Origin of the sequence: Varibaculum massiliense (genome assembly GCF_900106855.1) — a bacterium.
GTDB classification, from domain to species: domain Bacteria; phylum Actinomycetota; class Actinomycetes; order Actinomycetales; family Actinomycetaceae; genus Varibaculum; species Varibaculum massiliense.
Genome location: NZ_FNWI01000004.1, coordinates 910,242 through 934,527 on the forward strand (window position 1 = coordinate 910,242; position 24,286 = coordinate 934,527).

Annotated in this window: 28 protein-coding genes; 25 read left to right on the forward strand and 3 right to left on the reverse strand. The window is 53.3% G+C overall.

Features of this window, described 5'->3' with window-relative positions:
• From dcm to BQ5456_RS04100, 5 genes are all read left to right on the forward strand, one after another.
• A complete protein-coding gene (gene dcm, locus BQ5456_RS04080; protein WP_071128878.1) occupies nt 1-1,527 on the forward strand; it encodes a DNA cytosine methyltransferase in 1,527 nt (508 codons plus the stop codon).
• Between the two features lie 82 nt (nt 1,528-1,609).
• Nucleotides 1,610-1,825, forward strand: a complete 216-nt coding sequence (locus tag BQ5456_RS04085; protein WP_048708001.1) for a hypothetical protein — start codon at nt 1,610-1,612, stop codon at nt 1,823-1,825.
• Nucleotides 1,819-2,268 (forward strand): virulence protein, encoded by a 450-nt coding sequence (locus tag BQ5456_RS04090; RefSeq protein ID WP_071128879.1) that lies wholly within the window; start codon nt 1,819-1,821, stop codon nt 2,266-2,268. The genes BQ5456_RS04085 and BQ5456_RS04090 overlap by 7 nt, the downstream gene beginning before the upstream one ends.
• 106 nt (nt 2,269-2,374) lie before the next feature.
• On the forward strand, nt 2,375-2,659 hold the full coding sequence (locus BQ5456_RS04095) for an Nmad4 family putative nucleotide modification protein (protein ID WP_048707996.1): 285 nt from the start codon (nt 2,375-2,377) through the stop codon (nt 2,657-2,659).
• Between the two features lie 75 nt (nt 2,660-2,734).
• Nucleotides 2,735-4,339 carry a terminase large subunit gene (locus tag BQ5456_RS04100; protein ID WP_048707993.1) on the forward strand — a complete coding sequence of 535 codons (1,605 nt, stop codon included), beginning with the start codon at nt 2,735-2,737 and terminating at the stop codon, nt 4,337-4,339.
• Between the two features lie 3 nt (nt 4,340-4,342).
• Here BQ5456_RS04100 and BQ5456_RS04105 read toward each other — a convergent pair whose 3' ends face one another.
• Nucleotides 4,343-5,017 carry a hypothetical protein gene (locus tag BQ5456_RS04105; RefSeq protein WP_143037018.1) on the reverse strand — a complete coding sequence of 225 codons (675 nt, stop codon included), beginning with the start codon at nt 5,015-5,017 and terminating at the stop codon, nt 4,343-4,345.
• Nucleotides 5,018-5,122: 105 nt separating this feature from the next.
• On the opposite strand from BQ5456_RS04105, the gene BQ5456_RS04110 reads away from it, so the two are divergent.
• Genes BQ5456_RS04110 through BQ5456_RS04150 form a run of 9 tightly spaced genes read left to right on the forward strand, consistent with a single transcriptional unit; the run spans nt 5,123 to nt 11,029 of the window.
• Nucleotides 5,123-6,361, forward strand: coding sequence for a phage portal protein (locus BQ5456_RS04110; RefSeq protein WP_456243172.1), 1,239 nt, complete (start codon nt 5,123-5,125; stop codon nt 6,359-6,361).
• Nucleotides 6,358-7,242, forward strand: coding sequence for a head maturation protease, ClpP-related (locus tag BQ5456_RS04115; protein WP_048707979.1), 885 nt, complete (start codon nt 6,358-6,360; stop codon nt 7,240-7,242). The genes BQ5456_RS04110 and BQ5456_RS04115 overlap by 4 nt, the downstream gene beginning before the upstream one ends.
• 25 nt (nt 7,243-7,267) lie before the next feature.
• The gene (locus BQ5456_RS04120; RefSeq protein WP_071128880.1) at nt 7,268-8,488 is read left to right on the forward strand and encodes a phage major capsid protein; all 1,221 of its coding nucleotides are present in this window, start codon (nt 7,268-7,270) and stop codon (nt 8,486-8,488) included.
• Between the two features lie 29 nt (nt 8,489-8,517).
• Nucleotides 8,518-8,835 (forward strand): head-tail connector protein, encoded by a 318-nt coding sequence (locus BQ5456_RS04125; protein ID WP_071128429.1) that lies wholly within the window; start codon nt 8,518-8,520, stop codon nt 8,833-8,835.
• A gap of 15 nt (nt 8,836-8,850) precedes the next feature.
• Nucleotides 8,851-9,183, forward strand: a complete 333-nt coding sequence (locus tag BQ5456_RS04130) for a phage head completion protein (RefSeq protein WP_071128881.1) — start codon at nt 8,851-8,853, stop codon at nt 9,181-9,183.
• Nucleotides 9,183-9,620, forward strand: a complete 438-nt coding sequence (locus BQ5456_RS04135; RefSeq protein WP_071128882.1) for an HK97-gp10 family putative phage morphogenesis protein — start codon at nt 9,183-9,185, stop codon at nt 9,618-9,620. Before BQ5456_RS04130 ends, BQ5456_RS04135 begins: the two co-directional genes overlap by 1 nt.
• The gene (locus tag BQ5456_RS04140; RefSeq protein ID WP_071128883.1) at nt 9,617-9,964 is read left to right on the forward strand and encodes a hypothetical protein; all 348 of its coding nucleotides are present in this window, start codon (nt 9,617-9,619) and stop codon (nt 9,962-9,964) included. The genes BQ5456_RS04135 and BQ5456_RS04140 overlap by 4 nt, the downstream gene beginning before the upstream one ends.
• Before the next feature lie 12 nt (nt 9,965-9,976).
• Nucleotides 9,977-10,585 (forward strand): major tail protein, encoded by a 609-nt coding sequence (locus tag BQ5456_RS04145; RefSeq protein ID WP_071128884.1) that lies wholly within the window; start codon nt 9,977-9,979, stop codon nt 10,583-10,585.
• A gap of 15 nt (nt 10,586-10,600) precedes the next feature.
• Nucleotides 10,601-11,029: a polysaccharide deacetylase family protein gene (locus BQ5456_RS04150; RefSeq protein ID WP_071128885.1), complete on the forward strand. Its 429-nt coding sequence runs from the start codon at nt 10,601-10,603 to the stop codon at nt 11,027-11,029.
• A 162-nt stretch (nt 11,030-11,191) separates the two neighbouring features.
• Here the strand turns inward: BQ5456_RS04150 and BQ5456_RS04155 are convergent, their stop codons facing one another.
• On the reverse strand, nt 11,192-11,719 hold the full coding sequence (locus BQ5456_RS04155) for a hypothetical protein (protein WP_071128886.1): 528 nt from the start codon (nt 11,717-11,719) through the stop codon (nt 11,192-11,194).
• Between the two features lie 47 nt (nt 11,720-11,766).
• On the opposite strand from BQ5456_RS04155, the gene BQ5456_RS04160 reads away from it, so the two are divergent.
• The 11 genes from BQ5456_RS04160 (at nt 11,767) to BQ5456_RS04200 (ending at nt 23,751) form a co-directional block, all read left to right on the forward strand.
• Entirely contained in the window at nt 11,767-14,448 is a 2,682-nt protein-coding gene (locus tag BQ5456_RS04160) for a phage tail protein (protein ID WP_071128887.1), read from the forward strand.
• A gap of 4 nt (nt 14,449-14,452) precedes the next feature.
• Nucleotides 14,453-15,139 carry a hypothetical protein gene (locus tag BQ5456_RS04165; protein ID WP_071128888.1) on the forward strand — a complete coding sequence of 229 codons (687 nt, stop codon included), beginning with the start codon at nt 14,453-14,455 and terminating at the stop codon, nt 15,137-15,139.
• A 15-nt stretch (nt 15,140-15,154) separates the two neighbouring features.
• The gene (locus BQ5456_RS04170; protein WP_071128889.1) at nt 15,155-17,818 is read left to right on the forward strand and encodes a phage tail spike protein; all 2,664 of its coding nucleotides are present in this window, start codon (nt 15,155-15,157) and stop codon (nt 17,816-17,818) included.
• A 12-nt stretch (nt 17,819-17,830) separates the two neighbouring features.
• Nucleotides 17,831-18,271, forward strand: coding sequence for a DUF1617 family protein (locus BQ5456_RS04175; protein WP_071128890.1), 441 nt, complete (start codon nt 17,831-17,833; stop codon nt 18,269-18,271).
• Nucleotides 18,264-18,431 (forward strand): hypothetical protein, encoded by a 168-nt coding sequence (locus BQ5456_RS10460; RefSeq protein WP_162840156.1) that lies wholly within the window; start codon nt 18,264-18,266, stop codon nt 18,429-18,431. Before BQ5456_RS04175 ends, BQ5456_RS10460 begins: the two co-directional genes overlap by 8 nt.
• A 116-nt stretch (nt 18,432-18,547) precedes the next feature.
• Nucleotides 18,548-19,114 (forward strand): phage holin family protein, encoded by a 567-nt coding sequence (locus tag BQ5456_RS04180; protein ID WP_071128891.1) that lies wholly within the window; start codon nt 18,548-18,550, stop codon nt 19,112-19,114.
• Between the two features lie 192 nt (nt 19,115-19,306).
• Entirely contained in the window at nt 19,307-20,122 is an 816-nt protein-coding gene (locus tag BQ5456_RS04185) for an N-acetylmuramoyl-L-alanine amidase (protein WP_071128892.1), read from the forward strand.
• 147 nt (nt 20,123-20,269) lie between these two features.
• Nucleotides 20,270-20,644 (forward strand): helix-turn-helix domain-containing protein, encoded by a 375-nt coding sequence (locus BQ5456_RS10720; protein ID WP_408056652.1) that lies wholly within the window; start codon nt 20,270-20,272, stop codon nt 20,642-20,644.
• Nucleotides 20,641-20,850 carry a hypothetical protein gene (locus BQ5456_RS04190; protein ID WP_071128893.1) on the forward strand — a complete coding sequence of 70 codons (210 nt, stop codon included), beginning with the start codon at nt 20,641-20,643 and terminating at the stop codon, nt 20,848-20,850. Before BQ5456_RS10720 ends, BQ5456_RS04190 begins: the two co-directional genes overlap by 4 nt.
• A 61-nt stretch (nt 20,851-20,911) precedes the next feature.
• Nucleotides 20,912-22,153 carry a recombinase family protein gene (locus BQ5456_RS04195; protein WP_083378350.1) on the forward strand — a complete coding sequence of 414 codons (1,242 nt, stop codon included), beginning with the start codon at nt 20,912-20,914 and terminating at the stop codon, nt 22,151-22,153.
• A gap of 2 nt (nt 22,154-22,155) precedes the next feature.
• Entirely contained in the window at nt 22,156-23,751 is a 1,596-nt protein-coding gene (locus tag BQ5456_RS04200) for a recombinase family protein (RefSeq protein WP_071128895.1), read from the forward strand.
• On the opposite strand, the gene BQ5456_RS04205 is transcribed toward BQ5456_RS04200, so the two are convergent.
• Complete coding sequence (locus BQ5456_RS04205; RefSeq protein WP_071128896.1) at nt 23,720-24,235, reverse strand: ClbS/DfsB family four-helix bundle protein; 516 nt, start codon at nt 24,233-24,235, stop codon at nt 23,720-23,722. The two genes, BQ5456_RS04200 and BQ5456_RS04205, sit on opposite strands and share 32 nt — an antisense overlap.
• Between the last annotated feature and the right edge of the window lie 51 nt (nt 24,236-24,286).

The following is a 24,286-nucleotide window of genomic DNA, read 5'->3' on the forward strand; positions in this document are numbered from 1 at the left end:
TTGACACAAACTTTAAGGCTCGGCTCGCTTTTTGATGGCTCAGGAGGATTCCCACTCGCCGCCACCAAGATTGGCATCGAACCTGTGTGGGCGAGCGAGATTGAGCCTTTCCCGATTCTGGTCACCACAACGCGTTTGCCACACATGCAACACCTGGGAAACATCTGCGACATTGACGGCAGTCAGCTAGAGCCGGTGGATGTGGTCACGTTTGGCTCTCCTTGCCAAGACCTATCGGTGGCAGGTAAAAGGGCAGGCTTATCTGGCGAACGCTCCGGTCTATTCCACCAAGCTGTCAGAGTCATCAAGGAAATGAGAAAGGCAAGTCATGGTCTATATCCAAGATTCGCTGTTTGGGAAAACGTGCCCGGAGCCTTCTCAAGCAATAAAGGGGCAGACTTCCACAGCGTCCTGCAAAACCTCATCTCGGTTGTCGACGAAACGGCAGCGGCTGACCTACCTCGAGCTAACAAATGGCAAAAAGCTGGAGCGGTCGTGGCAGACCAATGGAGTATTGCGTGGCGAGTATTGGACGCGCAATTTTTCGGAGTACCCCAACGACGTAGAAGAATCTACCTTATCGCAGATTTTGCAAGCGGGCGTGCCGGACAAATACTCTTTGAGCCCACGGGCAGCTCAAGGAATCTTGCGCAGGGCTGCAGTGAAAAGCAAAACCCTCCCACCAATCCTCGAGCAGGCACTCACGAGGCAAGCAAATCTTTAGATGTGTTCGCCTTGCGGATGCGGGCAGGTAAACCAGGTGGTGGTAAAGGTCCGCTCGTGCAAACAAATCTGTCGGGCACGCTCGGATGCAGTAACGATCAGAGTATTATTGAGCCGCTACTATTTGACCATCATCCTCATGATGCCAGAGTGGGCGGACCATGCCAGATAGCACCAACCGTGACCGCTCGTTACGGCACTGGCGGAGGCAATACTCCCATCATCGCTACCGCCTACGGTTTCAATGCGTTGCATGAGGGACGCGGCGCAGCAGTAGGCAGGTACGGTTATCCCACCGAGGTATCAAAGACGCTCGATACGTCTGGTGTTTCTCCGACCTGCAACCAAGGCGGCATCGCCATCATGCAACCCGATGTCATCTCGGCATCAAAGTCCGACTTCTTCTGCCGAGGAAACGTCAATATTGCTGGTGCTCTGTTGGCTTCGGACTCAACTGAGCCGCCCCTGGTCACTGACCCTGGCATGCCCGAATACCGCGTGAGACGCTTAACCCCAACCGAATGCGCCCGCCTACAAGGATTCCCTGATGATTGGACACAGGATTTAGCAATCAGCGATCCTACAGATTCACAGTTGGATTACTGGTGGCAGATCTGGGCCAGCTGGGCCAAGGTGCAAGGATTGAAAAAACCTAAAACCCGCAACCAAGTACGCTCTTGGCTCACCAATCCAGCGTCCGACCGGGCACTCTACAAGCTGTGGGGAAACGGGATAGCTTTGCCGTGCGCCAAACTCGTGCTTTCCCAGATAGTCGCCGAGACCACTAAAACTCCTGGATTTTAAGGCGAAAATGACTGGATAAGTACGCGTTCCTATGGCTGTATGTACATGACCAAACAACCAGCAAGAAAGAGAGGGTTTGGTGATGATGGGACAGCTATACGCCGATCTAGAAGAAATCGAAAACCTCGGAGTCGACCTGACCGATATTGGTGCGGTGTGGGATGCAGCCGAAGACCACGGCTACAAGCACGTAGAAATGATTGTCTCCAACTTCCCACACGACTTCATGCGCCTCATCCGCACATGGCTGGACGTTCAAAGCATCGAGTTTGATGGTGAGGAGGATGAGCAATGGTGAACACCAAAAAGGCTGAAAACTACGGGCTCGTAGTCACCCTGCCCGCCACGCTTGATGAGACTGAGCTGGCAAGGCTGCATGGACTTATTGCAGCCAAGAAAGACTTGATCGCTAAAGCGCTCGGCGCGAGCCGGCTCGACATCACCACCAGTAGTGAGGGGCTGAGTTTCCCGTGGTGGGATGAGCTGCCCGAGTTTGAGAAGATCACTGCCTACACCGAGTTCTTAACGAAGCTGATCGCGTACGCTAAACGGATCCGCCGCACCGTAACCCGCAGTACAAGACAGGTAAGTAATGAGAAGTATGAACTGCGCTCCCTGCTTTACCGCATCGGACTTTCTGGTAAAGAAGATAAGGAAGTACGCAAGATTTTACTTGCACCATTAAGCGGTGATTCTGCGTGGAAAACCCCGCCACTAATAAACACTAACCAAGAGATGTAAACCACTATTTATTAGGCAAAATAGGTGGCAAAATGACTGGATAAGTAGCGAAGTCTATGGCTGTATATACATACCAAAACGGTACGCGAAGAAAGGAAATACAGCGATGGAAACGACAACGATGGAACGCCTGCAAATGGCCACCGATAGCTACGGTGCGGTGGTGCGCTACGGCAACCTAGTGATCGCCACCAGCTACAGTTGGCACAAGGGCGGGGTTTATGGCAACGACGCCTGCATCTACCACCTGACCGAAACCCCCTCCGAGAACCCCTGGCAGGGTAAGTCCTTCATCGAATGCGGCCTCGAACTGATCAAGCAAGCCGACCAGATTTTCCCTGACGACGGTCACGCGCTCGCCTGGGCGTTAGCTAATCTGCCCGAAGCCTAGCCCCACAAGGCTTGAGGGCGCCTGTTATCGCTGGTAGTAACTGATTTTTTAACCAATAGAAGGTAACTGATTCGTATGCGTGAGCTAGCTGATTATCACCCGACCCGGTTCATGGCTGAAAGCTCGCGCTATGACAAGCGCCGAGCTGATTTTGCGGTCGCGTTTATCGAAGCTTTAAAGCATACGAAAGGCCGGTGGGCAGGAAAACCTTTTAAGTTGATTGATTGGCAAGAACAAATCATTCGCGACCTTTTCGGGGTGGTCAAACCTGACGGGTTTCGCCAATTCACTACGGCTTACGTGGAGATCCCGAAGAAACAGGGCAAGAGTGAACTTGCCGCCGCCGTCGCACTCTTACTGTGTTGCGGCGATGGCGAGGAACGCGCTGAAGTTTATGGGTGTGCTGCCGATCGGCAACAAGCATCCATCGTGTTCGAAGTGGCAGCCGACATGGTGAGAATGTGTCCCCCACTAGCCAAGCGGGTAAAGATCCTTAGAAGCCAAAAACGTATCATCTACTCCCCCACCAATTCCTTCTACCAGGTACTATCGGCCGAGGCTTATTCCAAACACGGATTCAATATTTCCGGAGTGGTATTCGATGAGCTACACACCCAACCCAACCGGGCGCTCTTCGACGTGATGACCAAAGGCAGTGGGGATGCTCGCACCCAGCCACTGTACTTCCTGATCACAACCGCCGGCACCGACACCCACAGCATCTGCTACGAACAACACCAAAAAGCCCAAGACATCCTGGATGGCAAAAAGATCGACCCCACTTTCTATCCAGTCATATATGGGGCAGCGCAAGATGATGATTGGACCGATGAAGCCGTGTGGCATAAAGCCAACCCATCCTTGGACGTGACGGTGCCAATCCAGAAAGTTAGGGACGCTTGTAATAGTGCCAGGCAGAATCCGGCTGAAGAAAACACCTTCAGACAGTTGCGTTTGAACCAGTGGGTCAAACAGTCTGTGCGATGGATGCCCATGCACGTGTGGAATCAAAACAATACCCCAGTCAATCTAGACGACCTCGAGGGACGACCCTGTTATGGAGGGCTGGATCTTGCCTCTACCACCGATATCACTGCTTTCGTTCTCGTATTCCCACCCACGGATGACGATGACAAATACACGGTTGCACCCTGGTTTTGGATACCCGAAGACAACCTCAAACTCAGAGTTTCTAGGGATCACGTCCCCTACGACCTATGGCATCAGCAAGGCCACCTACTCACAACTGAGGGCAACGTGGTGCACTACGGGTATATCGAGAAGTTCATTGAGGATCTTGGCACCCGGTTTAATATCCGAGAAATCGCTTTCGACCGGTGGGGAGCGGTCCAAATGAGCCAAAACCTTGAGGATGCTGGTTTCACGGTAGTGCCATTTGGGCAAGGCTTCAAAGACATGTCCCCACCATCCAAGGAACTGATGAAGCTGGCGTTGGAAGGCAAGCTCGCGCACGGCGGGCACCCGGTGCTGGCCTGGATGGTCGATAACATTCACGTGCGCACCGACCCAGCTGGCAACATCAAGCCAGATAAGCAAAAATCCACGGAAAAAATCGACGGGGTGGTCGCCACCATCATGGCCTTGGATCGGGCTATCAGGTGTGGCAACGCACTTAGTGGTGGTTCGGTTTACGACTCGCGGGGACTACTTGTGCTCTAATACTTACAAAAGTGGTCGGTCAGTCTTGATACTTTGAACTCGAATTTCTCCGTTACCGTCACGTCGAAGTAGAAGAAACTCGGAGGAATCTGCAAGTTGAACAATGTGGGATTCAAGCAGCTCTCGCAAAAATAGGCACAAAGCTCTAAGTGCTTCGAAGTTCTCTTCAGGAGAAGTCTCATTCTTTTTGAATGGATTAGGTGCATGGAGGATCGCGCTGACAAGACCAAAACTGCGTCCGACTTCGGATTCCTGGAGTCCAACTTCCGGTCGTACGCCTTGCCCCACAGTTCCATCATGGGTAACATATCCGAACGAACATGGCCAATAGTTTGGATTAAGCTCCTTCAAACGTTTTCGCATCTCTCCGAAGTCTTTTGCGCTTTCCATCTTTTTCTGTGCCTTGTCGAAAAGCCTTTTGCTAGCGGCAAAGGAAGCTGTAACTACGCGCTCCAAAACGAGACGTAGGTGAGCAGCTGCGTGAATTAGATTAGCGAAATCGACGCGACTTCCTGTCAGCTCGACTTCTGCATGGTCGAGATCCCAAAATATTCGGTCATAAATCCACCGGTACAGGACTGGGGTACCCGTTTCTATGTTCTCAAAGCCATCGATTCGTTCCGACTGCATTGAGCCTGGTTCGTTTATGCGTTCTTTCGGTGATCTACGTTTATTCACATAACAAATTATCCATGCAAGGAGTGCTCCATGGGGATACGCAACTGGCTACGCGGTAGACCCCGCGAGACCGAAAACCATACGATTGGCTCGTCTTACTCGTTCTTGTTCGGACCTACGTCTTCTGGTCGTCCGGTAACAGAACGCAGCGCGATGCAGATGACCGCTGTGCATTCATGCGTGCGTATCCTGGCTGAGGCTATCGCGGGTTTGCCACTGCATGTTTACCGGCATACGGAAGGTGGCGGTAAAGAAAAAGCTACCGATCATGGTTTGTATCGGCTTCTTCATGATGAGCCGAACCCCGAGATGACGTCGTTTGTTTTCCGCGAAACTTTGATGACGCATCTGCTTTTGTGGGGTAACGCGTTCGCCCAGGTTGTACGCAACGGCCTAGGTGAAATCATAGGGCTCTATCCGTTGCAGCCAAACCGCATGAGCGTAGGCAGAGACTTGGACACTAAGGCTTTGTATTACGAGTACCAGACCTCCTGGGATGAGCCGGCAGGCGAATACAAAACCATCCGGCTGACCCCAGCCGATGTTTTGCATATCCCAGGTCTCGGCTTCGACGGTTTAGTGGGTTATTCACCGATTGCGATGGCCCGCAATGCTATCGGCCTGGCACAAGCCACCGAAGATTACGGGGCGTCGTTTTTTGCTAATGGTGCTGCTCCTGGTGGGGTGTTGGAGCATCCTGGCACGATTAAGGATCCTTCTCGGGTGCGTGAGTCTTGGCAGGCTACCTTTGGTGGTGCGAAGAACGGCAATAAGGTCGCTGTTTTAGAAGAGGGCATGAAGTACACGCCTATTAGCGTGTCTCCGGAGCAGGCACAGTTTCTTGAAACACGGAAGTTTCAGCTCAACGAGATTGCCCGGATTTTCCGTATTCCGCCGCACATGATCGGCGATCTGGAAAAGAGTTCCTTTTCTAATATTGAGCAGCAGTCTCTGGAGTTTGTGAAGTACACGCTTGATCCGTGGGTGATCCGCTGGGAACAAGCAATCACGAAAACTCTCTTGAACCCGCGTGAAAAGCAGCAGTTGTTTGTGAAGTTCAATGTTGAGGGGCTGCTGCGCGGGGATTACCAGTCGCGTATGGAGGGCTACGCGGTAGCCAGGCAGAACGGGTGGATGAGCGCCAACGACATCCGCGAGCTAGAGAATCTCGACCGCATCGATGAGGCCGATGGCGGGGATCTCTACCTGGTCAACGGCAACATGCTGCCACTCGATATGGCAGGCGCTTATGCCGCCACCAAACAAGCCGACGCTGTCGCAGCTAACGATGAGCAGCTGGAAGAACAACCTGAAAAGAACCAAATTTTGAGGAGGAGAATGTGAAGCGTTTTTGGAACTGGATACCACCAGAAACAACCAACCCGGACACCCAAGAGGATGTTCGGGTTTTGCGTATCAACGGGGCTATCGCCGAAGAATCCTGGCTCGACGATGACGTAACACCCGCCATCTTCGCATCTGAACTAAATGCCGGATCAGGACCGGTCACTGTTTGGCTCAACAGTCCCGGTGGCGATGTCGTGGCGGCAGCCAGGATTTACAACATGCTTCTGGACTACCCAGGAACCGTGACAGTCAATATTGATGGCATCGCAGCATCCGCAGCGAGCGTGATCGCCATGGCAGCAAGTCATGTGGCGATGTCGCCGGTGTCGATGTTGATGATCCACAACCCAGCAACGTTGGCGATGGGCGATAAAACCGAACTCTCGCGTGCCCTCGACATGCTTGAGAGTGTCAAGGACTCGATTATCAATGCTTACCAGCTCAAGACTGGGTTGAGCAGGGCGAAGTTGTCGAAGTTGATGGATGCCGAGACCTGGATGGACGCAACTGCAGCCATCGAACTTGGGTTCGCCGACGAGCTGCTGACTGGTAAACGAGCACCAACCCCAGACAAAGAGGACGAAGAATCTGAAGAGCCGGGTGAAGACGAGCCGGATGAGGACGATTCCGGCGGGGATGACGAGCAAGGCCCTGCCCGTAAGAAGCCGCCGTTGCCGCCCAAAAACAAGGGTGGTGTGGTGTTTTCCAGAAAGGCCGCGGAACAGCGCCTCGTCGCGCAGTTAGCTGGCCAGCGAAAAGATAGTGCTCCGCCTGGCTCACTGCCATCTCCTGATACCCGTTGTTCTTTGCAGCCCGCTGTCTCTTGTGGTCGGCGGGTTGTTGATTTATACGCCCAACTAACTGATCAACCCCACTAAACCCTTAAGAGAGGAACTTTTTATCATGACTACTGTTACTGATCTTTATGCTCGCCGTGCCGAAACCTGGAATAAGGCGAAGGCTTTTCTGGATGAGCGCCGTAACTTTGAGACCGGCTGCCTGAGCGCTGAGGACGATGCGGCTTACGCGAAGATGGAGGCTGAGATCGAGGCGCTTTCTAACGAGATCGCTCGATCCGAGCGGGCCGAACGCACAGAAGCCAACCTCGCGCAGGCGACTCGGGCACCCATCACAGCAACACCAGGTGCTGGATCAGACGAGAATGTGGGCAAGGCGAAGCCTGCCCGTGCTACAGCTTCCTACAAGCGGGCGTTTTGGGATGCGATGCGGCTTAACACCTCGCCGGTGGAAGTAAGGAATGCGCTAAGTGAGGGGGTGGATTCTGAGGGCGGATACCTAGTGCCTGACGAGTTCGAACGCACCCTAGTGCAGTCTTTAGCCGACCAAAACATTATGCGCACCCTGGCCAAGGTTATTCAGACCACTAGCGGGGATCGCAAGATCCCTGTCGTGTCTACCCATGGCACCGCTACCTGGCTGGATGAAGGCAAGCCATATAGCGAATCCGATGAAGCCTTCACCCAAATCTCTCTGTCGGCGTTCAAGCTGGGTACCTTCCTCAAAATCAGCGAAGAACTGCTCAACGATGCAGCGTTTAACGTTGAACAATACTTAGCGAGCGAGTTTGCTCGCCGTATTGGGGCTGCTGAAGAAGAAGCGTTCCTGGTTGGTGATGGTAAGGGTAAACCCACCGGCATCTTCAACCCAACCGGCGGTGCGGAGACTGGCGTGACCAGTGCCAAGCCTAGCGACATTAGCGCTGATGAACTCATCGATCTGCACTATAGTTTGCGTGCCCCGTACCGGGCACGTGCGGTGTGGCTGATGAACGATGCAACCGTCAAAACCGTCCGGAAGTTGAAGGATGGTAATGGGCAGTACCTGTGGCAGCCAGCCCTGACTGCTGGGACTCCCGACATGATCCTTGGCCGACCCGTTCACACTTCCGTGTTTGTGCCTGAGCTTAAAGCTGGGGCGCGCACAGTAGCGTTCGGTGACCTCGGCTTCTATTGGATTGCTGACCGGCAAGGCCGCTCCTTCAAACGCCTAAACGAGCTATTTGCAACCACCGGGCAGATCGGGTTCCTCGCATCCCAACGCCTAGACGGCAAGCTCGTCTTGCCCGAAGCGATCAAGGTGCTTACCCAGAAAACCGCCGGGTAAACCATAAAAATAGTTAGGAGGTGGCAGCCATGAAAACAGACGAACTCATGGCTTTAGTCAAGCAGAATCTACTGGTCAACCATAGCGAGGATGATTCTTTGATTGCCTCGTTTGTTTTGGCTGCCACCTCCTATGCCACCGCTTACCAACATTTGCCCGAGGGCTACTACCAAACGCAGCCCATGTCGCAGGCAACCCGGCAAGGCATTATCATGCTCGCCACCCATTTTTACGAATCCAGAGATGGAGCAACCGCCGGGTTTTGGGCAGACAAAACCGATGCTGCCCGCGCCGTGTGGAACGCGGTTAACACCCTGCTTCGTCTGGATCGGGACTGGAAAATCTAAAGAAAGGCGCGCCCTGTGGCAACGCTTGGAAAAATGAGCGAGCATATCGACTTGATACGGCCAGTGGTTACTAAAGACGCTGCTGGGTTCGCCACGACTCGTGATGAGGTTATTGCTTCGGTGCGCGCATTTATGCAGGTGCGCCATGCTTCCCCGGCTTGGGTCAACCGCGCCGCCTACACCAAAGCAGACCTGTTATTTAGGATCCGAGCAATACCCGGCATAAAAATAACCGAGGCGATGCAAATCAGCTCCGCACGTGGCAGGTACGTTATTGATGCTGTCGAATACCTCGGCCGCTATGTCGAGATTTTGGCTCACCGCACCGAAGCAGAAGGAGCACCCTGATGGCTAGAGTACAAATCAAGCTTCCCAACGATTTCATTGACGCACTCGACTCAGCCAGCAACATCCTTGATAACTCCGCTGAGAAAGTACTTAAAGCCGGAGCTAACATAGTGGAGCCGCGTATGCGCTCTAACCTTTCTGCAGCAATCGACAGCTCAACGAAACAGCCCTCCCGCTCTACCGGTCAGCTCGCCAAAGCGCTAGGAACCGCGCCAGTAAAAGTCAATAGCCGCGGAGACTACAACGTCAAAGTCGGTTTCGCCGAGAACCGAGACGATGGTAGAGCTAACGCACTAATCGCTAACGTCCTCGAACACGGACGCTCCAACCAGCCCGCTAGACCCTTCCTAGCCCCCACGCGTTCACAAACCAGGCGAGCCGCAATAGACGCAATGAAACAAACCCTAGCCGCGCGAATCCAGCAGGTGAAACCATGAGCGGGCTTTTAGAAAACCTAAGCCAAATCGCTAAACAACTTGGGCTCGCCTATGCAGTCAGCTGCTACACCGATTCCCCAGCCCCAGACACGTATCTAGTCTTCACCCCGTTAACAGATTCTTTCGACATCTTCGCCGACAACCAGCCCGGTATTGAGGTCGAAGAAGTCCGCATCGCACTGTTCACGAAAACCAACTACCTGGGGCTGCGTAACCAGCTCACCCGAGCCCTAATTGATGAAGGGCTGACGGTTGCTGCTCGCCGCTATATCGGATACGAGGCGGATACCGGTTTTCACCACTATTCAATCGACATTGCCACCTACCATTCTTACAACCTATAAAGGAGAAACATCATGGCAACTATTGGTTTAGACAAGCTCTACTACGCGAGCATTAGCGAAGATCCCACCAGCGGTGAGGAAACCTATGCCACACCTAAACCGCTCGCTAAAGCAATATCTGCAGAATTGTCTGTGGAGGTGGCTGAGGCAATTTTGTATGCCGATGACGGGGCATCCGAGATTGTCAAGGAATTCAAATCTGGAACGCTCACTCTTGGGGTTGATGATCTCGGGGCAGAGGCTGCAGCTGCCTTAACTGGTGCGAGACTGGACGCCAACGGGGTACTTATCAGCACTTCTGAGGATGGTGGCGCACCCGTGGCTATTGGTTTTAGAGCTGCACGCTCTAACGGGAAGTACCAGTATTTTTGGCTTTACCGCGTCAAATTTGCTCTGCCGGGAACCACGCTGGCGACCAAAGCTGATTCGATCACGTTCTCTACCCCGAGTATTGAGGGAACGATCCTGCGCCGTAACAAACCAGACGCTACCGGCAAGCACCCGTGGAAAGCCGAAGTCACCGAAGGAGCCACCGGCGTGAAAGCTGAGACGATCTCCAGCTGGTACAGGCAGGTGTATGAGCCTGCCGCTACAACCAGCATTAAACCGACAAACAACTAGAACAGCAGGTAAGCCATGACAGCGAAAACCCAAACCAGCCCGGCCGGTAGCCCCTCTTTAAAAAGCGCGACAATCACTATCGCAGGTCAAGAATACGAACTCGTTCTGACTACCCGCGCGACCCGCCTTATAGCTCAACGTTACGGAGGGCTAGAACATTTAGGTCAAGCCCTGGAAACTAGCGAAGATATGGATAAGTCACTCGGTGAGGTAATCTGGCTCATCGCCCTGCTCGCTAACCAGTCCGTACAAATACACAACCTCACCCATCCAGACGATAAGCGCCCAGAGCTGACCGCAGAAGCAGTGGAGTTACTAACTGTGCCTGCAGATTTAGCTGACTACCGAGAGGCTATCGCCCAGGCACTCCAACGCGGCACCCGGCGAGCAATCATGACCGAGACCCCAGACCCAAAAGGGCAAACCAAGAAAAAGGACACCTAATAGATAGTGACGAGGCAATCTTTACCCGCCTAACCTATATCGGGCTCGCCCACCTGGGACTAACCCGCACGCAAATCGACCTGACCATATTCGGTGAACTATTAGATCTGGTGGACTGCTGGCGCATCGAAACAGGCAGAGCCGTACCGAAACGCATCTGGTTTATCGACGATGTGATACCAGCAGGAGTTTAGAACAGTTAATCTTATCGCTGCTCTCTTTCAGAACGGACGAAGCCTGTTCTCTTCCTAGAAGTTCAGGTCGATGTCGTGCATGAGGGGCGACCACATCCCAATCCAATCCCTGGTCTCTAAAGAACTTCGGACGCTTATTACGTTCGATCTTGAGTGCATCGTGACATAAGGATTCCAGTTTGTCGTCAGGAAGAACGTGGAGCGCTTCTGCGATCCATACAAGTGCTTCCGCATGTTTAATCCGATTATAAGCCTCGCGTGCTGACAAGTTGACCTTCCTGGGTGCAAGGTTCTTCCTATAGTGCACCTCGGGATAGAGCCTATCCATGAAGAAAAAGATCATGTGCTCGCGCTGAGATGCCCACCAATGTCCGTCCTTCTGCGGGTCAGCGTCTTCAAACCGCGACGCAATGGGCGTCCTAGCCGGCAGCTCCGTCAGCATTTCAGCAAATGCGCGCACATCGAAATCAATCTGATTCTTGATCGCTTCTGTCATTTTTCTCTCCTAAAAACTATATGCAACTCAATATTAAGGAATAGATCATGGCTGATTCGTCTTTTGGTTTGAAGATTGGCCTGGAGGGTGAGCGGGAGTTTAAGCGCGCGATCACGGATATTAACCGCGAGATGCGGGTACTCGGTTCGGAGATGAAGCTGGCTGCGTCAGCCTTTGATAAGAACGAGGTCTCGGTTTCGTCTTTGACGGCCAAAAATCAGGTGCTGGCCAAGGAGATTGAGGCGCAGCGCTCCAAAGTCGAAACTCTCAAGGCTGCGTTGGATAATGCTGCGGCTTCGTTTGGTGACAACGATTCTCGTACGAAGAATTGGCAGATTCAGCTCAATAACGCTCAGGCGACTTTGAATGGTCTTGAGGGCGAGCTTAAAGAGAATAATTGTGCTCTTTCCAAGTTTGGTGATGAGGCTGACGGTGCGGGTGATGATGCGAAAACTGCCGCTAAGGACACTGGACACCTAGAAAATGCTGTAGACGAGCTGGGCTCTCAGATGGATGGTACCAGTTCGAAGACCCGCATTTTTGGTGACGTGCTTAAAGCCAGCCTGGCAGCGGAAGCTGTTGTTGGTGGGGTTAAAGCTATTGGGCATGCTATTTCTTCTATTGGGCGGGGCATGGTCGGGGCTTTAAAGGATGGTCTGGATTATAACGCCCGGATGGAGCAATACACCACTTCGTTTACTACGATGCTGGGTGATCAAGCCAAGGCTCAGAAACTGGTTAATAACCTCAAGTTGGAAGCGGCTCGCACTCCCTTTGGGATGGAGGATCTAGCCAAGGCCACCCAAACGTTGATGGGGTTCGGCATGAGCGCTGAAGAATCCCAGGTACGCCTCAAACAGTTAGGTGATATCAGCCAGGGGGATGCTGGAAAGTTCGAATCCCTCACGTTGGCGTTTGCTCAAATGAGCTCTACTGGCAAGCTGACGGGCCAGGATTTGAACCAGATGATTAACGCCGGCTTCAACCCTTTAGAGGAGATTTCCCGTAAGACCGGTAAAAGTATCGGTGAGCTCAAAGAAGAAATGGCTAAGGGCGCGATCAGTGCGGATATGGTTGCGGATGCGTTTGCTAGTGCCACAAGTGAGGGTGGCCGGTTTTATGGGGCGATGGATGCCCAATCCAAAACCTTCTCTGGCCAACTAGCTACGCTAAAAGACGGGGTCGATAACCTTAAAGGCTTACTTGCTGGAGGTTTGACCACAGTCTTGGCTGGCACGGTGATGCCGATGGTTAATGGTTGGGTCGATGAACTCACCGAAGCGTTCGAGACCGGGGGTGCCCCGGCCTTTATCGACACCCTCGGACAGATCTTGCAAGAGGCTCTGGAGTTTATTTCTAGCCAGCTTCCGCAAGTGGTAGATACCGGGATGAGTATCCTCACCTCTTTGTTGGAGGGCATTATCGCTGTTCTGCCTTCCTTGGCAGAAACTGCCGTGACGTTGATTGTGGCATTGGTGGAAGCGATTATTGAGGCACTTCCGAGCCTGTTGGAAGCTGCGGTCCAGATTATCGCCACACTCGTTTCGGGTATTGGTGAGGCTCTACCGGAACTGATCCCGGCGGCGGTAGAAATGCTGATGACCATGATCCAGGGACTCATCGATAATTTGCCACTTATTTTGGATGCAGCCCTGCAGTTAATTATTGGTCTTGCCCAGGGTTTGATTGCGGCTATCCCGGTGCTTGTTGAGGCTTTGCCGCAGATTATTCAGGGGCTGGTGGATTTCCTGATAAGTGCTATTCCGCAGATCATTCAAACCGGCATCCAACTACTCACCTCTTTAGTGAGCGCTCTGCCTGAGATTATTACTGCGATTGTTATGGCTTTGCCACAGATTATTACGGCGGTAATTAACGGTGTGTTGGGTGCGATTCCACAGTTGATTCAAGCTGGTGTCCAGTTGTTTGTGGCTTTGATTGGTGCATTGCCACAAATCATTACAACGATCGTGGCCGCACTGCCGCAGATTATTTCTGCAGTGGTCTCGGCTATCGGTGGAGCCATACCGCAGTTAGTGCAAGCTGGCATCCAGCTACTGACGGCGCTTATTGGTGCGCTACCGCAAATTATTGGCACGATTGTCTCGGCTATCCCGCAAATTATTAGCGGTATCGTTAGCGCGGTGTTGGGTGGGGTTGGTCAGATGATCTCAGCTGGTGCGTCCCTGGTTTCTGGTTTGTGGCAGGGCATCCAATCACTGGCGGGTTGGTTGTGGAACAAGGTATCTGGCTGGGTATCTTCAATTTGGGATGGGATTCTCGGGTTCTTTGGTATCCACAGTCCTTCCAAACAAATGGCGTGGGTTGGTGACATGCTCGTAGCAGGCCTCGCCGGAGCGATCACATCCGAGGGGTACAAGGCAGCTGATGCAGCCGCAGACATGGCCGCCGACACGTTGAGCGCCATGGACGCGCTGGCAGAAGGCGTTGACGTGCCCGTCAGTATCAGTGACGCGGATTTGTCGCTACCGAGTATTAATCTCGAACCCGCCACCGCGCTTCGAGCTGACGTTGCTGCAACGCTGAAAGACCGCCAGCCGGTAGACGTCGAATCGGTCGTGGATACAGCTGCCCGCAGAATTCTAAGCAGCCTGGATGTCCAAGTCGTGCTCAATGACGGAACACTGGTAGGCAAACTCGCGCCCCGCATCGACGCTCAACTCTCACGACTATCAAGGCGCAGTAACCTAATCACGGCAGGAGTGTAAAGCGATGTATGGGTTTACTCTCGACCACGAAACCTCCTCTCGGGATCTTGGTTTGCGGTTCACTGCTCCAGTTGAGATTCCAGCTGCTGCACGGCGGGTTGACGATATCGAAGTGAGTGGCAGAGCAGGTTCTTTAACCTGGTTCACCGGCTGGAAAGACACGGAAATAGGCCTGCCGTTAGCGGTTCAGGGTGGGTTGGAGGCTTATCGGCAAGCATGCCTTGCCTTGATGGAGGCTTCAACGATCTCGTTTAGTGGTGAGCCTGGTCTATTCCGATACATAAAACATGTAGAGGTTTCGCCGCTTGCCCAGGAGATGGCTGGCTGGGGCATGTTCCAAGCCAACCTCACCTGCCAGCCGTTCACCTATCTCGCCACAGGGCTAAAACCGATCACCCTCACCAGCACGGCAACGATCATCAACCCTGGCCTGCTGCCATCCGATCCAGAAATAACCTTGTTCGGCACTGGGCAGCTGGTGCTGACGATCAATGGACAGCGCTACAAAGTCTCCTCACCAGTAGATCAGATCACGCTCGATTCGACTCGCATGATCACTCACGTGTGCGGAAAAACCCAAATCGATGCTTTAAGCGGGTCTTTTCCGCAGCTTGCCGTCGGTGAGAATCACATAGAACTCGGTGCGGGCCTAGCGAAGGTAGCGGTTACTGGCAACTGGCGCACCCTCTAGTAAGGAGTAAAACCTATGATTTCGGTTCACAACCGTGTTGCTAAAACCTTCACCACTAATGGTTTGGCTGTTCTCGACCGCGAGATCATTGACCCGGTCGTGAGCGAGGAACTAGGCAGCCACTTCATGTTGTCGTTTAGTTACCCAGCTGATGGTTGGGCAGCCAAGCACCTGCGTCTTGAGAACATCGTCGCAGCACCCGTACCTGGCGTGGAGGATCGTCAGGGTTTCCGCATTACTGAGGTGGTCACCACGCTCGATGGAATGCTCGAGGTGACAGCTCATCACGTGTTTTATGACCTAGCAGCAAACCTGATCGCCGACACCTATGTGGTCAACAAAACTGCCGCTGATGCACTCAAGCACTTACTCAATGCCGCCAAAAACACGCACGGCTTTACCGCCACTAGCTCCGATAATGTGTCGCGAGCTTCGGCTCGAATCGTGCGCCAACCGCTAGCCGCCGCAATCCTCGATACCAAAGCAGACAACAGTTTTATCTCCCGTTGGGGCGGAGAGCTTACTTTCGATAACTGGCACATTCACCACACACCCCGCAGAGGCGCTAATCATGGCGTGGTTATTAGAGATCGTAAGAACCTGTCCGGATACGAATCGAGCCTGGACTACACCACGATAGTTACCCGGATTTTGCCGGTTGGTTACGACGGTCTGCTCCTGCCTGAATTGTATGTGGACAGCCCTCGCATCAGCGACTATATCTGCCCGCGTATCAAGGTCATCCGCTATGGGCAGGTCAAAGCCATTAAGGATGCGGACAAACCGCGTGATGATGAGTTGCCACTTGCTCAGGCTCATGCGAGATTGCGTGAACTAGCGAAAGCTGAGTTCTCTAGTTGTCATGTCGATCAACCGCATTGCGCTTACAAGATCTCGTTTGTGGATCTGGCTTCGACGAAAGAATATGAGGGTTTTTGCGACCTAGAAACCGTGGCTCTCGGCGATACTGTGACGGTTCGCCACAGCGACCTCAATGTCGCACTGACCGCTAGGGTTGTTGCTTATGACTTCGACCCACTCGCAGGTGAATACATTTCGATTGAGCTGGGCAGTGCTGCTGGGAAGTTCACCGACATCACCCACACCATTACCACTGCCCGCGCCGAGGCTATCCAAGCCCAGCAGGCAGCAAGTATTGCGCTAGCTAGCGCGGATGGGAAAAACACCAACCACTATGGCACCACCCAACCTGTATCCGCCCGGCTTGGGGATGTGTGGTTTAAAGAAAATGGTGAGCAAGTAGGAATCTGGATCTACCGCGTTACTGATACTGGTCAGCCCGGCTGGGTAGCACTCGCCACCGACCTTAACCACGCGCAAGTATCGGCTGAGTTAGAGCAAGCAAAAACCGAGGTTGCCCAGGCTAAACAAGCCGCTAGACAAGCTGGGGATTTGGCTGGTCAAGCCCAAGCTAGCGTAGCGAAAGCAGCCAGTGATGTTGCGGCGGCGCGCAAACAAGCCGACCAGGCGGTCAAGACTGCTAGTCAGGCTAGTGAGGGCGTTGAGGGTTTGAAGATTACGTTGAGCGATAACCTACAAAACGTGTGGGGCTCTATCGCCATGATGAGCAACAACATCAACCTGCGTGTGGCTAAAGGCGATGTCATCAACCAAATCAACATTTCACCTGAAACCATCCTCATCGACGGCAAACGGGTGCATATCACTGGGCAGACCACTATCGACAACGGAATTATCGGCACGGCGATGATTGCTGATGCGGCGATCACTAACGCTAAAATCTCTCAGCTGTCAGCAGATAAAATAACCACCGGCACCCTAGCAGCAGCCAGGATCGCCGCAGGCTCCATCACCTCCGACAAGTTGACCATCAGCAATGGGTTTATCCAAACAGTGATGATCCGTGATGCGGCTATAACCTCGGCGAAGATTGCTTACATAGATGCCAGCAAGATCACCACTGGGTATTTGAACGCTGCGCGTATTGCTTCTCATTCGATTACGGCCGATAAGCTCGCGACTAATGCTATCCAGGTTGGATTGGCGGGGTGGAATCAGAATATTCGCATCAGCCCCACTCAAATCTCTTGGTATAACGGTTCCCGGTTGGAGGGAACAATTAGTTCTCGGGGTATGCAGTTTTGGTATGGCGACCGTTACGTCGGTGAGCTGTCGCGTGGTGGCAAAAAGAACAACGAAAACATTCAAGGCATCTCCATGTCATTAGCCAACCAAGGCGACTACGTGGCATGGACATACCAGACACAAGCGAACGGTACCTTCTACACGTGCTTGACGCTGGATCCTAAAGGCAAGTTCTACGGTTCAGCCGGCATTCATTTAGGTTCTGATCTGCGCACAAACGGTTACAAGTTCTACACCAGCGCAAACCGCTATGTCACCTTGCAGGACGTGTCTTTGCAGGGGCGTGGTACGCATCCGGGCTGGGTGGGGCCAACCGCTTTGTCGAAGGTTGTGTTTCATACCTACGACGTCATGGTTGTTACCAACGGCTCGTTCTACAACATGACGAGATTATTCGACCGTGTTGGGGATTTGATGAACCGCGTTAACGGAATACTTGGGCTCTTGAACCAAGGCTGGATTTCTAAAATCACCTCCCGCGCCGATGGCTCCATCTCCTGGACCTATTTCGACAACACCGGCTACCAGAAAATGTCCACCAATCTCGCATGAAAGGAAACCAACATGAAAATTCTTCTTCCCAATGATCAGCTCGCCGCGGTCACCGAACTGCTGGCTGGCATGTCGCTGAAGCCAGCCGCCTCACGTGCGCGTACCAAACTACTGCATCTGGTACGTGAAGCCTCTACACGCTTCGGAGGCGACGAATACGAACTAATCAGCCAATACGCAACCCTCGACGATGCTGGCAAGCCCATCATCAATACCGATGGAACATTCAGTCTCGCAACCCCGGAAAAGGCGCAAGAATTTTTTGCCCTACGCCAGGAATTATTCGATAGTGCTGCCGAGGTTTCCGGGCCCACATACGGCCGTCACCTAGCCGACATTAAAGCTCTGCTTGATGGCTATGACGGTGAACTATCGGGAGAAGCAGCGGAGGCCTTCGACGTGCTTTACGACGCCATCGCTGACGCACTAGCCAAGGAGACTAACGATGAGTGAAGAACCGATTGTTTCTATTCCCTCTGATCCCACACCAGCACCACCAGCACAACCTACCGACGAGAAATCAGGCGAGACGGCCAGCCCGCGTGAAGCACACCTCGATCTAAGAATGCCGATTTTAGAAGTGCTTACCAACCCCAACCTGCCAGACCTATAACCTCAAAGGTTACAGTTTCCAGCTACTTACGCCTACCAGTTTTTGGTGGGCATTTTTATGCGCCCTACACCCTGTGTCGGGCGTTTTTCTTTGTCTTTTGAAAGGAACCACTCGACATGTCCATTAAATCTATCTGGGTCACTATCCAAGGCGTCATCACCGCTATGGGTGCTTGGCTAGGAGCATTCCTTGGCGGAACTGACTCCCTGCTATACGCGATAGTCGCATTCACTGTTATCGACTATCTAACCGGCATGCTCGCCGCTATCAACGCCCACAAACTATCCAGCTCGGTAGGGTTTCGCGGTATCGCCCGCAAAATCCTAATCTTCAACCTCATCGGCCTCGCCCACTTATTAGACGTGCATGTTCTTGGCACCCCCGGAGTCTTGAGAACTGCGACAATTTTCTTCTACCTATCCAACGAAGGCATCTCCGTCCTCGAAAACGCAGGGCTGCTAGGTCTGCCGATCCCGAATGGTTTGCGCCAGGCTTTGGACGTGATCAAGCAACGCGGCGAAACTCAGCCAGAGGAAAAAACTACTGGTGTTGCTGGCAGTAAGTCTACTGATCCGGCAGGTAGTGGGACTCGAGTGAACTATCTGGTACCCACACCCCGCACCGACACCACCAAGCCAAACTACCAGCCGCGTCGTGCTGAACCAGACGAGCTGGAGCAGTAGTGAAACCCCGGCTGACTGCATTCGTCAAGGCGCTCATTCTTATCTGTGTACTAGCGCTTTTTATTGCTGGGGTGTGGCTGCTACTCGGACTCATCCTCTCCTGGATGCTGGGTCCGTTGATCTACCTGCTTGCACTCATCATTTTCACCATTCCCTAAAACCACCCAATCAAGAGATCGGAGAACAATCATTATGAAGAACTGGAACAGTCTTGATGCTGACATCAACCTGCTACTCGATAAGCACTACTCGAAAGGACGGCAAGGCAGGGCAATCGACAAGATCATCTTGCACCACAACGCTGGAAACCTAAGCGTGCGTGGCTGCTTCGACACCTGGCAAACCCGACAAGCCAGCGCACACTATCAGGTAGAAAGTACCGGCATTATTGGGCAGCTCGTGTGGGACAGGGATACTGCTTGGCACGCTGGCAACTGGGATGCCAACCTCACCAGCATTGGTATCGAACACGCAGATTGCTCGAGCAATCCGTGGCGGATATCAGACGTGTGTTTAGAAAATGGTGCACACCTCGTCGCAGCACTCTGCGTCTACTACAAGCTCGGCCGACCCGAATGGGGTAAGAACATCTTCGGGCACAGTCATTTCAGCCCGACCGAATGCCCGGCATCCATCGCAGGAAACCAAAGGGAAACCTATATGGCGCGTGCGCGGTACTGGTATGACCAGATGACTGGAAATAGCTCTACACCAGCACCAAATCCTGCGACTGCGACACCGAACATTGACGCATTGGCTGACGCTGTTATCCGTGGAGACTACGGAAACGGAGATACCCGCCGCGCCCGACTCGGTAGCCTCTACGACGCCGTGCAAAAGCGTGTAAACGAGAAGCTCGGAGCCGCACCCGCCCCAGCAGCACCAAATATTGATGCTCTGGCTGACGCGGTGATTCGTGGCGACTACGGAAACGGTGACGAACGTCGACGCAGACTCGGCAGTCTCTACGACGCTGTTCAGGCCCGTGTAAACCAGAAACTCAGCTAGCAAGCCCATACATATTTCCTTACTAATCGGCCCCGCTGCTGCCTCACATTCGTGAGGTGGTGGCGGGGCCCTTTTTCCGTTTTACAGGCGGTGCGATTTAACAGATGCGGATTGGTCGGCAGTTGGTTGAGAGGATGGTGAGTTTCTTTGAACCAACTAGATCAACTACGCATCGCTAACCTGCGTGCCAACGGGTGGGGTTATAAGAAGATCGCAGAATTTTGTGGCCTTAGCCGTGACCAGGTGCGCGCATGGTGCATCAAACACAGCCTTGAAGCTAAGAGCGAGATACAGGAGCGTGTCTGCTCCTGGTGTGGGAGTTCGCTGGCCAGCGTGGATCCGCGCGCAAGATTCTGTGGTAGCTCGTGTCGTCATCAGTCCTGGAGGGCTAGTCTACACCGGCCGAAAACCTGCCAAGCCTGCGGACAAACCTTCAACTCCTCAGATAAGCCCAGCCAACAATACTGCAGCCATGCTTGTTATGTTCGCTCACGTTTTGGTACCAGAGGCGGACGCAAATGAACCCGCCTACCCCTTTGGTTGATCAACTTGCCGACAGCGCTGTGTTTGCTCGTGAGCTTGGCTTTATTCGCGATGCCACAATGCTTGCCTGTCTTGCAACGAACAGGGTGATCAGTGCTAGCGAGCACGAAGCCTTGTACGCCCAACTGGCGGAGATGTGTCGGCCGGTTTATCAGCGCCGGAAATTATTGGTTTTGACTGGATAAACGCCATGTTTAGAGCGTGTATAGACACAAGCACCAATCAGTTTAGAGGTGAGGAGGAATAGTGGCGAAGATCGAGCAGGTGACACCGGCCAAGCCAGTGAGAGTGAAGCTGGTGAATGTCGCAGCATACGCGCGGGTATCCACAGCAAGGGAGCGCCAGCTGTCCTCTATCGCCGCCCAGGTTTCTTATTATTCGCGACTCATCCAATCCACCCCCGGCTGGGTCTACGCGGGAGTTTTCACCGATGAGGGAATCACCGGCACTAAAACCAGCGGCCGACAAGGCCTAGCAGACTTGATGGAGCTCGCCAGGAATGGCGGGGTGGATATTGTGTTGTGCAAGTCGATCTCCAGGCTCGCCCGCAACACGCTCGACCTGCTTCGTATCGTGCGCGAACTAAAAAACTTGGGTGTTTCCATCCGGTTCGAGCGTGAACATATCGACACTGCCACCGCTGATGGCGAGCTACTTTTGACGCTGCTGGCATCGTTCGCCCAAGAAGAATCCGCCTCACTGTCAGCGAATGTGAAGTGGGCGATTAGGCAAGGTTTCAAACAAGGCAAAACGAATTCGTTTGTCCTTTACGGCTACCGCTGGGACGGAGAACGCTTCCACATCGAGACGCGCGAAGCCGAAGCCATCAGACGCATCTACACCAGCTTCCTGGCAGGGATATCGCCTGAGAAAACCGTGGCTCAACTTAACGCTGAAGGCTACCGCTCCCTAACAGGTAAGCCTCTTGATCCGAATCTTGCTCGCCGCATCCTTGAAAACGAGCGCTACACCGGAAACCAGATGCTTCAAAAAACCTTCATCCCCGCTATCGGCGCCAAACGAGAAGTAAAAAACAATGGCGAGTTGGAGCGCTACTGGGTTGAAGACTCCCATCCCGCCATCATCGACACAGAGACCTTCCAACAAGTACAAACAGAGTTAGCGCGTCGCCGCAGGCTTGGTCTTGCTGCCACGCCGTCGCTTGCCACGGGCTGTTTTACTTCCAGGATCAAGTGTGCCTCGTGTGGCAGGAATTATCAGCGTAAAACCCGCTACCGAAAGGCTGGTGCTTACAAGATTTGGCGTTGCTGGGGAGCATGCCTCGGGCAAGGCAATACTTGTGGGCCGGACCTCAAAGAAACCCGACTCAAACAAACAGTAATCAAGATCCTCACGCTGGCTAAGTGGAATGAGGAAGAAATCATGTCCCGCCTATCTTGCATCACGGTCATGAAAGACAAGTTGATCTTCACCCATGACGATCAGCGCCAGACAATCATAGCGCTGGCCCAGCTGGAAGGAGAATAACAGTGGCTACGATTACCGCGATACCAGCAACCAAGACACGCATCCACGACAGCGCGCTTTCAGGTTTTAGCTCCAAACGCCGGGTGGCAGCCTACGCAAGGGTGTCCACCGATATGGAAGAACAAGCCACCAGCTATCAAACCCAAATCGATTACTACACAGCCCACATCCAATCGCGTGCTGATTGGGTGTTTGCTGGCATGTATGCCGACGAAGGCATTAGCGGTACTTCCACCAAACACCGTGAGGGCTTCCAAGCCATGATCGCCGACGCATTGGCAGGGGAAATTGATCTGATCCTCACCAAGAGTGTCTCGCGGTTTGCTCGTAACACCGTCGACTCACTGACCACCGTCCGCCAGCTAAAAGAAGCCGGTGTGGAGGTGTATTTCGAGAAAGAAAACATTTGGACCCTTGATTCTAAAGGCGAACTACTCATCACCATCATGAGTAGTCTTGCCCAGGAAGAATCTCGCTCCATATCTGAGAACGTCACCTGGGGACATCGCAGGCGCTTCGCTGATGGGAAAGTCATGGTGCCCTACTCCTCGCTACTGGGATATAAGAAAGGCGCTGACGGTAACCTCGCTATTGATGAGACCCAAGCCCCGACCGTGCGCTTGATCTACCAGCTGTTTCTAGACGGCTCATCGATCACCGAAATCCGTGCCGAGCTACAACGTCGCGGTATTTTGACCCCGCGCGGTAAAACCAACTGGTCCACCTCAACCGTGCGTTCCATCTTGACCAATGAGAAATATAAAGGCGACGCCCTGCTCCAGAAAACGTTCACCGCTGACTTCCTAACCAAACGAATCGAAGTAAACGAGGGCGAAGTCCCGCAATACTACGTCACCGGAAACCACGAGCCGATTATTGATGCGCCCGTCTGGGATCAAGTTCAATACGAGCTGGCCACCCGCCACGCAACCAACACCGCCAAAATCGGGCTGTTCGCCAGCCGCCTAAAATGCGCCGACTGCGGTGCCTGGTACGGACGAAAAACCTGGGCATCAAACACCAAATACAAGCACACGATCTGGCGGTGCAACCAAAAATACGACCATCCCCGTCCCTGTCAGACTGCCACCTTGCGTGATGAGCAAATCCAAACCGCATTCCTCGCCGCCCTAGGCCAGTTGGCTGAACAATATCGCGGAGAAAGCCATCTACCACAGGTCATCGACGCCATGTTTAATACAGACCAGCTCGAAGCGGAGTCCAAGCGCCTAGACGAGAAAATCCGCGCTCTTGCCAGCGAGATTGAAGCATTGGTTGCAGAAAATCAGCGGGTAGCGCAAGACCAGAACCAATACCTCGCCAAATACACCCAGTTAGAAGCTAAATACCAGAAAACCCTGGGCCGCGAACAAGCCATCAAGGCCGAGATTACTGCCAAGAGCGCCAAGGCCACTGCGATCAAAACCGCCTACACCCAGTTGGCCGACAAGCCCATCCAGCATTTTCAACCATCCCAGTGGACAGCGCTCATCGACCATGCCGTTATCGGAGCCAACGAGATCCGGTTCGTCTTCAGAATCGGCACTGAATTCACCGTGCCTATTGCTAGCAGGCTGCCAGTTTCTTCCACTTCCTGATTTTGGTGCGAAACGTCGTAAATGGCGCGACGGTGTTGATATGCACCCATTTCCACACCGGCCACGCCGACGGGGTAGAAGAAGCCCACGCACGCTGACCCGAACCAAACAATTCTGATTCGGTTAGGCCGCCCACCATTTTGACTATCTCACCAAGCAGGATCTTGAACCTGTCGATCAAATCCTCAGTAGATACCTGCTCCCAGCGTTGGTAGAACGATTCATACAATCCGCCCAGTTGATTCCACTTAAAACCAGGTGCCGGAGTCACCACGTCAAGACCGGCTTGTTCATCACGTTCCCAGCCGAGCAGTAATTCCATCCAGCCAAGCTGGTAGGCGATCATCTGCCGGGGCGTGCGGTCAACACCGTCAACCAGCCGGTCCCAACCATCGCCAGGAACGCCTACGAACTCGCCGATAAAAAGTTCGCCACGCTTAGTAATCTCTGCGGCTAGTTCATCGCCGGACGCATACGATCTCACCACACACCTCCTCGTGAAACGGCCTTAGGTTTAACGCTTCGTTAGCGCGTT

Coding starts and splice junctions, on each gene's coding strand:
- BQ5456_RS04165 (WP_071128888.1), top strand. CDS start 14,453: ATGTATGGGTTTACTCTCGACCACGAAACCTCCTCTCGGGATCTTGGT.
- BQ5456_RS04135 (WP_071128882.1), top strand. CDS start 9,183: ATGGCTAGAGTACAAATCAAGCTTCCCAACGATTTCATTGACGCACTC.
- BQ5456_RS04145 (WP_071128884.1), top strand. CDS start 9,977: ATGGCAACTATTGGTTTAGACAAGCTCTACTACGCGAGCATTAGCGAA.
- BQ5456_RS04125 (WP_071128429.1), top strand. CDS start 8,518: ATGAAAACAGACGAACTCATGGCTTTAGTCAAGCAGAATCTACTGGTC.
- BQ5456_RS04140 (WP_071128883.1), top strand. CDS start 9,617: ATGAGCGGGCTTTTAGAAAACCTAAGCCAAATCGCTAAACAACTTGGG.
- BQ5456_RS04175 (WP_071128890.1), top strand. CDS start 17,831: ATGAAAATTCTTCTTCCCAATGATCAGCTCGCCGCGGTCACCGAACTG.
- BQ5456_RS04160 (WP_071128887.1), top strand. CDS start 11,767: ATGGCTGATTCGTCTTTTGGTTTGAAGATTGGCCTGGAGGGTGAGCGG.
- BQ5456_RS04180 (WP_071128891.1), top strand. CDS start 18,548: ATGTCCATTAAATCTATCTGGGTCACTATCCAAGGCGTCATCACCGCT.
- BQ5456_RS04185 (WP_071128892.1), top strand. CDS start 19,307: ATGAAGAACTGGAACAGTCTTGATGCTGACATCAACCTGCTACTCGAT.
- BQ5456_RS10460 (WP_162840156.1), top strand. CDS start 18,264: ATGAGTGAAGAACCGATTGTTTCTATTCCCTCTGATCCCACACCAGCA.
- BQ5456_RS04095 (WP_048707996.1), top strand. CDS start 2,375: ATGGAAACGACAACGATGGAACGCCTGCAAATGGCCACCGATAGCTAC.
- BQ5456_RS04085 (WP_048708001.1), top strand. CDS start 1,610: ATGATGGGACAGCTATACGCCGATCTAGAAGAAATCGAAAACCTCGGA.
- BQ5456_RS04090 (WP_071128879.1), top strand. CDS start 1,819: ATGGTGAACACCAAAAAGGCTGAAAACTACGGGCTCGTAGTCACCCTG.
- BQ5456_RS04170 (WP_071128889.1), top strand. CDS start 15,155: ATGATTTCGGTTCACAACCGTGTTGCTAAAACCTTCACCACTAATGGT.
- BQ5456_RS04190 (WP_071128893.1), top strand. CDS start 20,641: ATGAACCCGCCTACCCCTTTGGTTGATCAACTTGCCGACAGCGCTGTG.
- BQ5456_RS04120 (WP_071128880.1), top strand. CDS start 7,268: ATGACTACTGTTACTGATCTTTATGCTCGCCGTGCCGAAACCTGGAAT.
- BQ5456_RS04100 (WP_048707993.1), top strand. CDS start 2,735: ATGCGTGAGCTAGCTGATTATCACCCGACCCGGTTCATGGCTGAAAGC.
- BQ5456_RS04155 (WP_071128886.1), bottom strand. CDS start 11,719: ATGACAGAAGCGATCAAGAATCAGATTGATTTCGATGTGCGCGCATTT.
- BQ5456_RS04150 (WP_071128885.1), top strand. CDS start 10,601: ATGACAGCGAAAACCCAAACCAGCCCGGCCGGTAGCCCCTCTTTAAAA.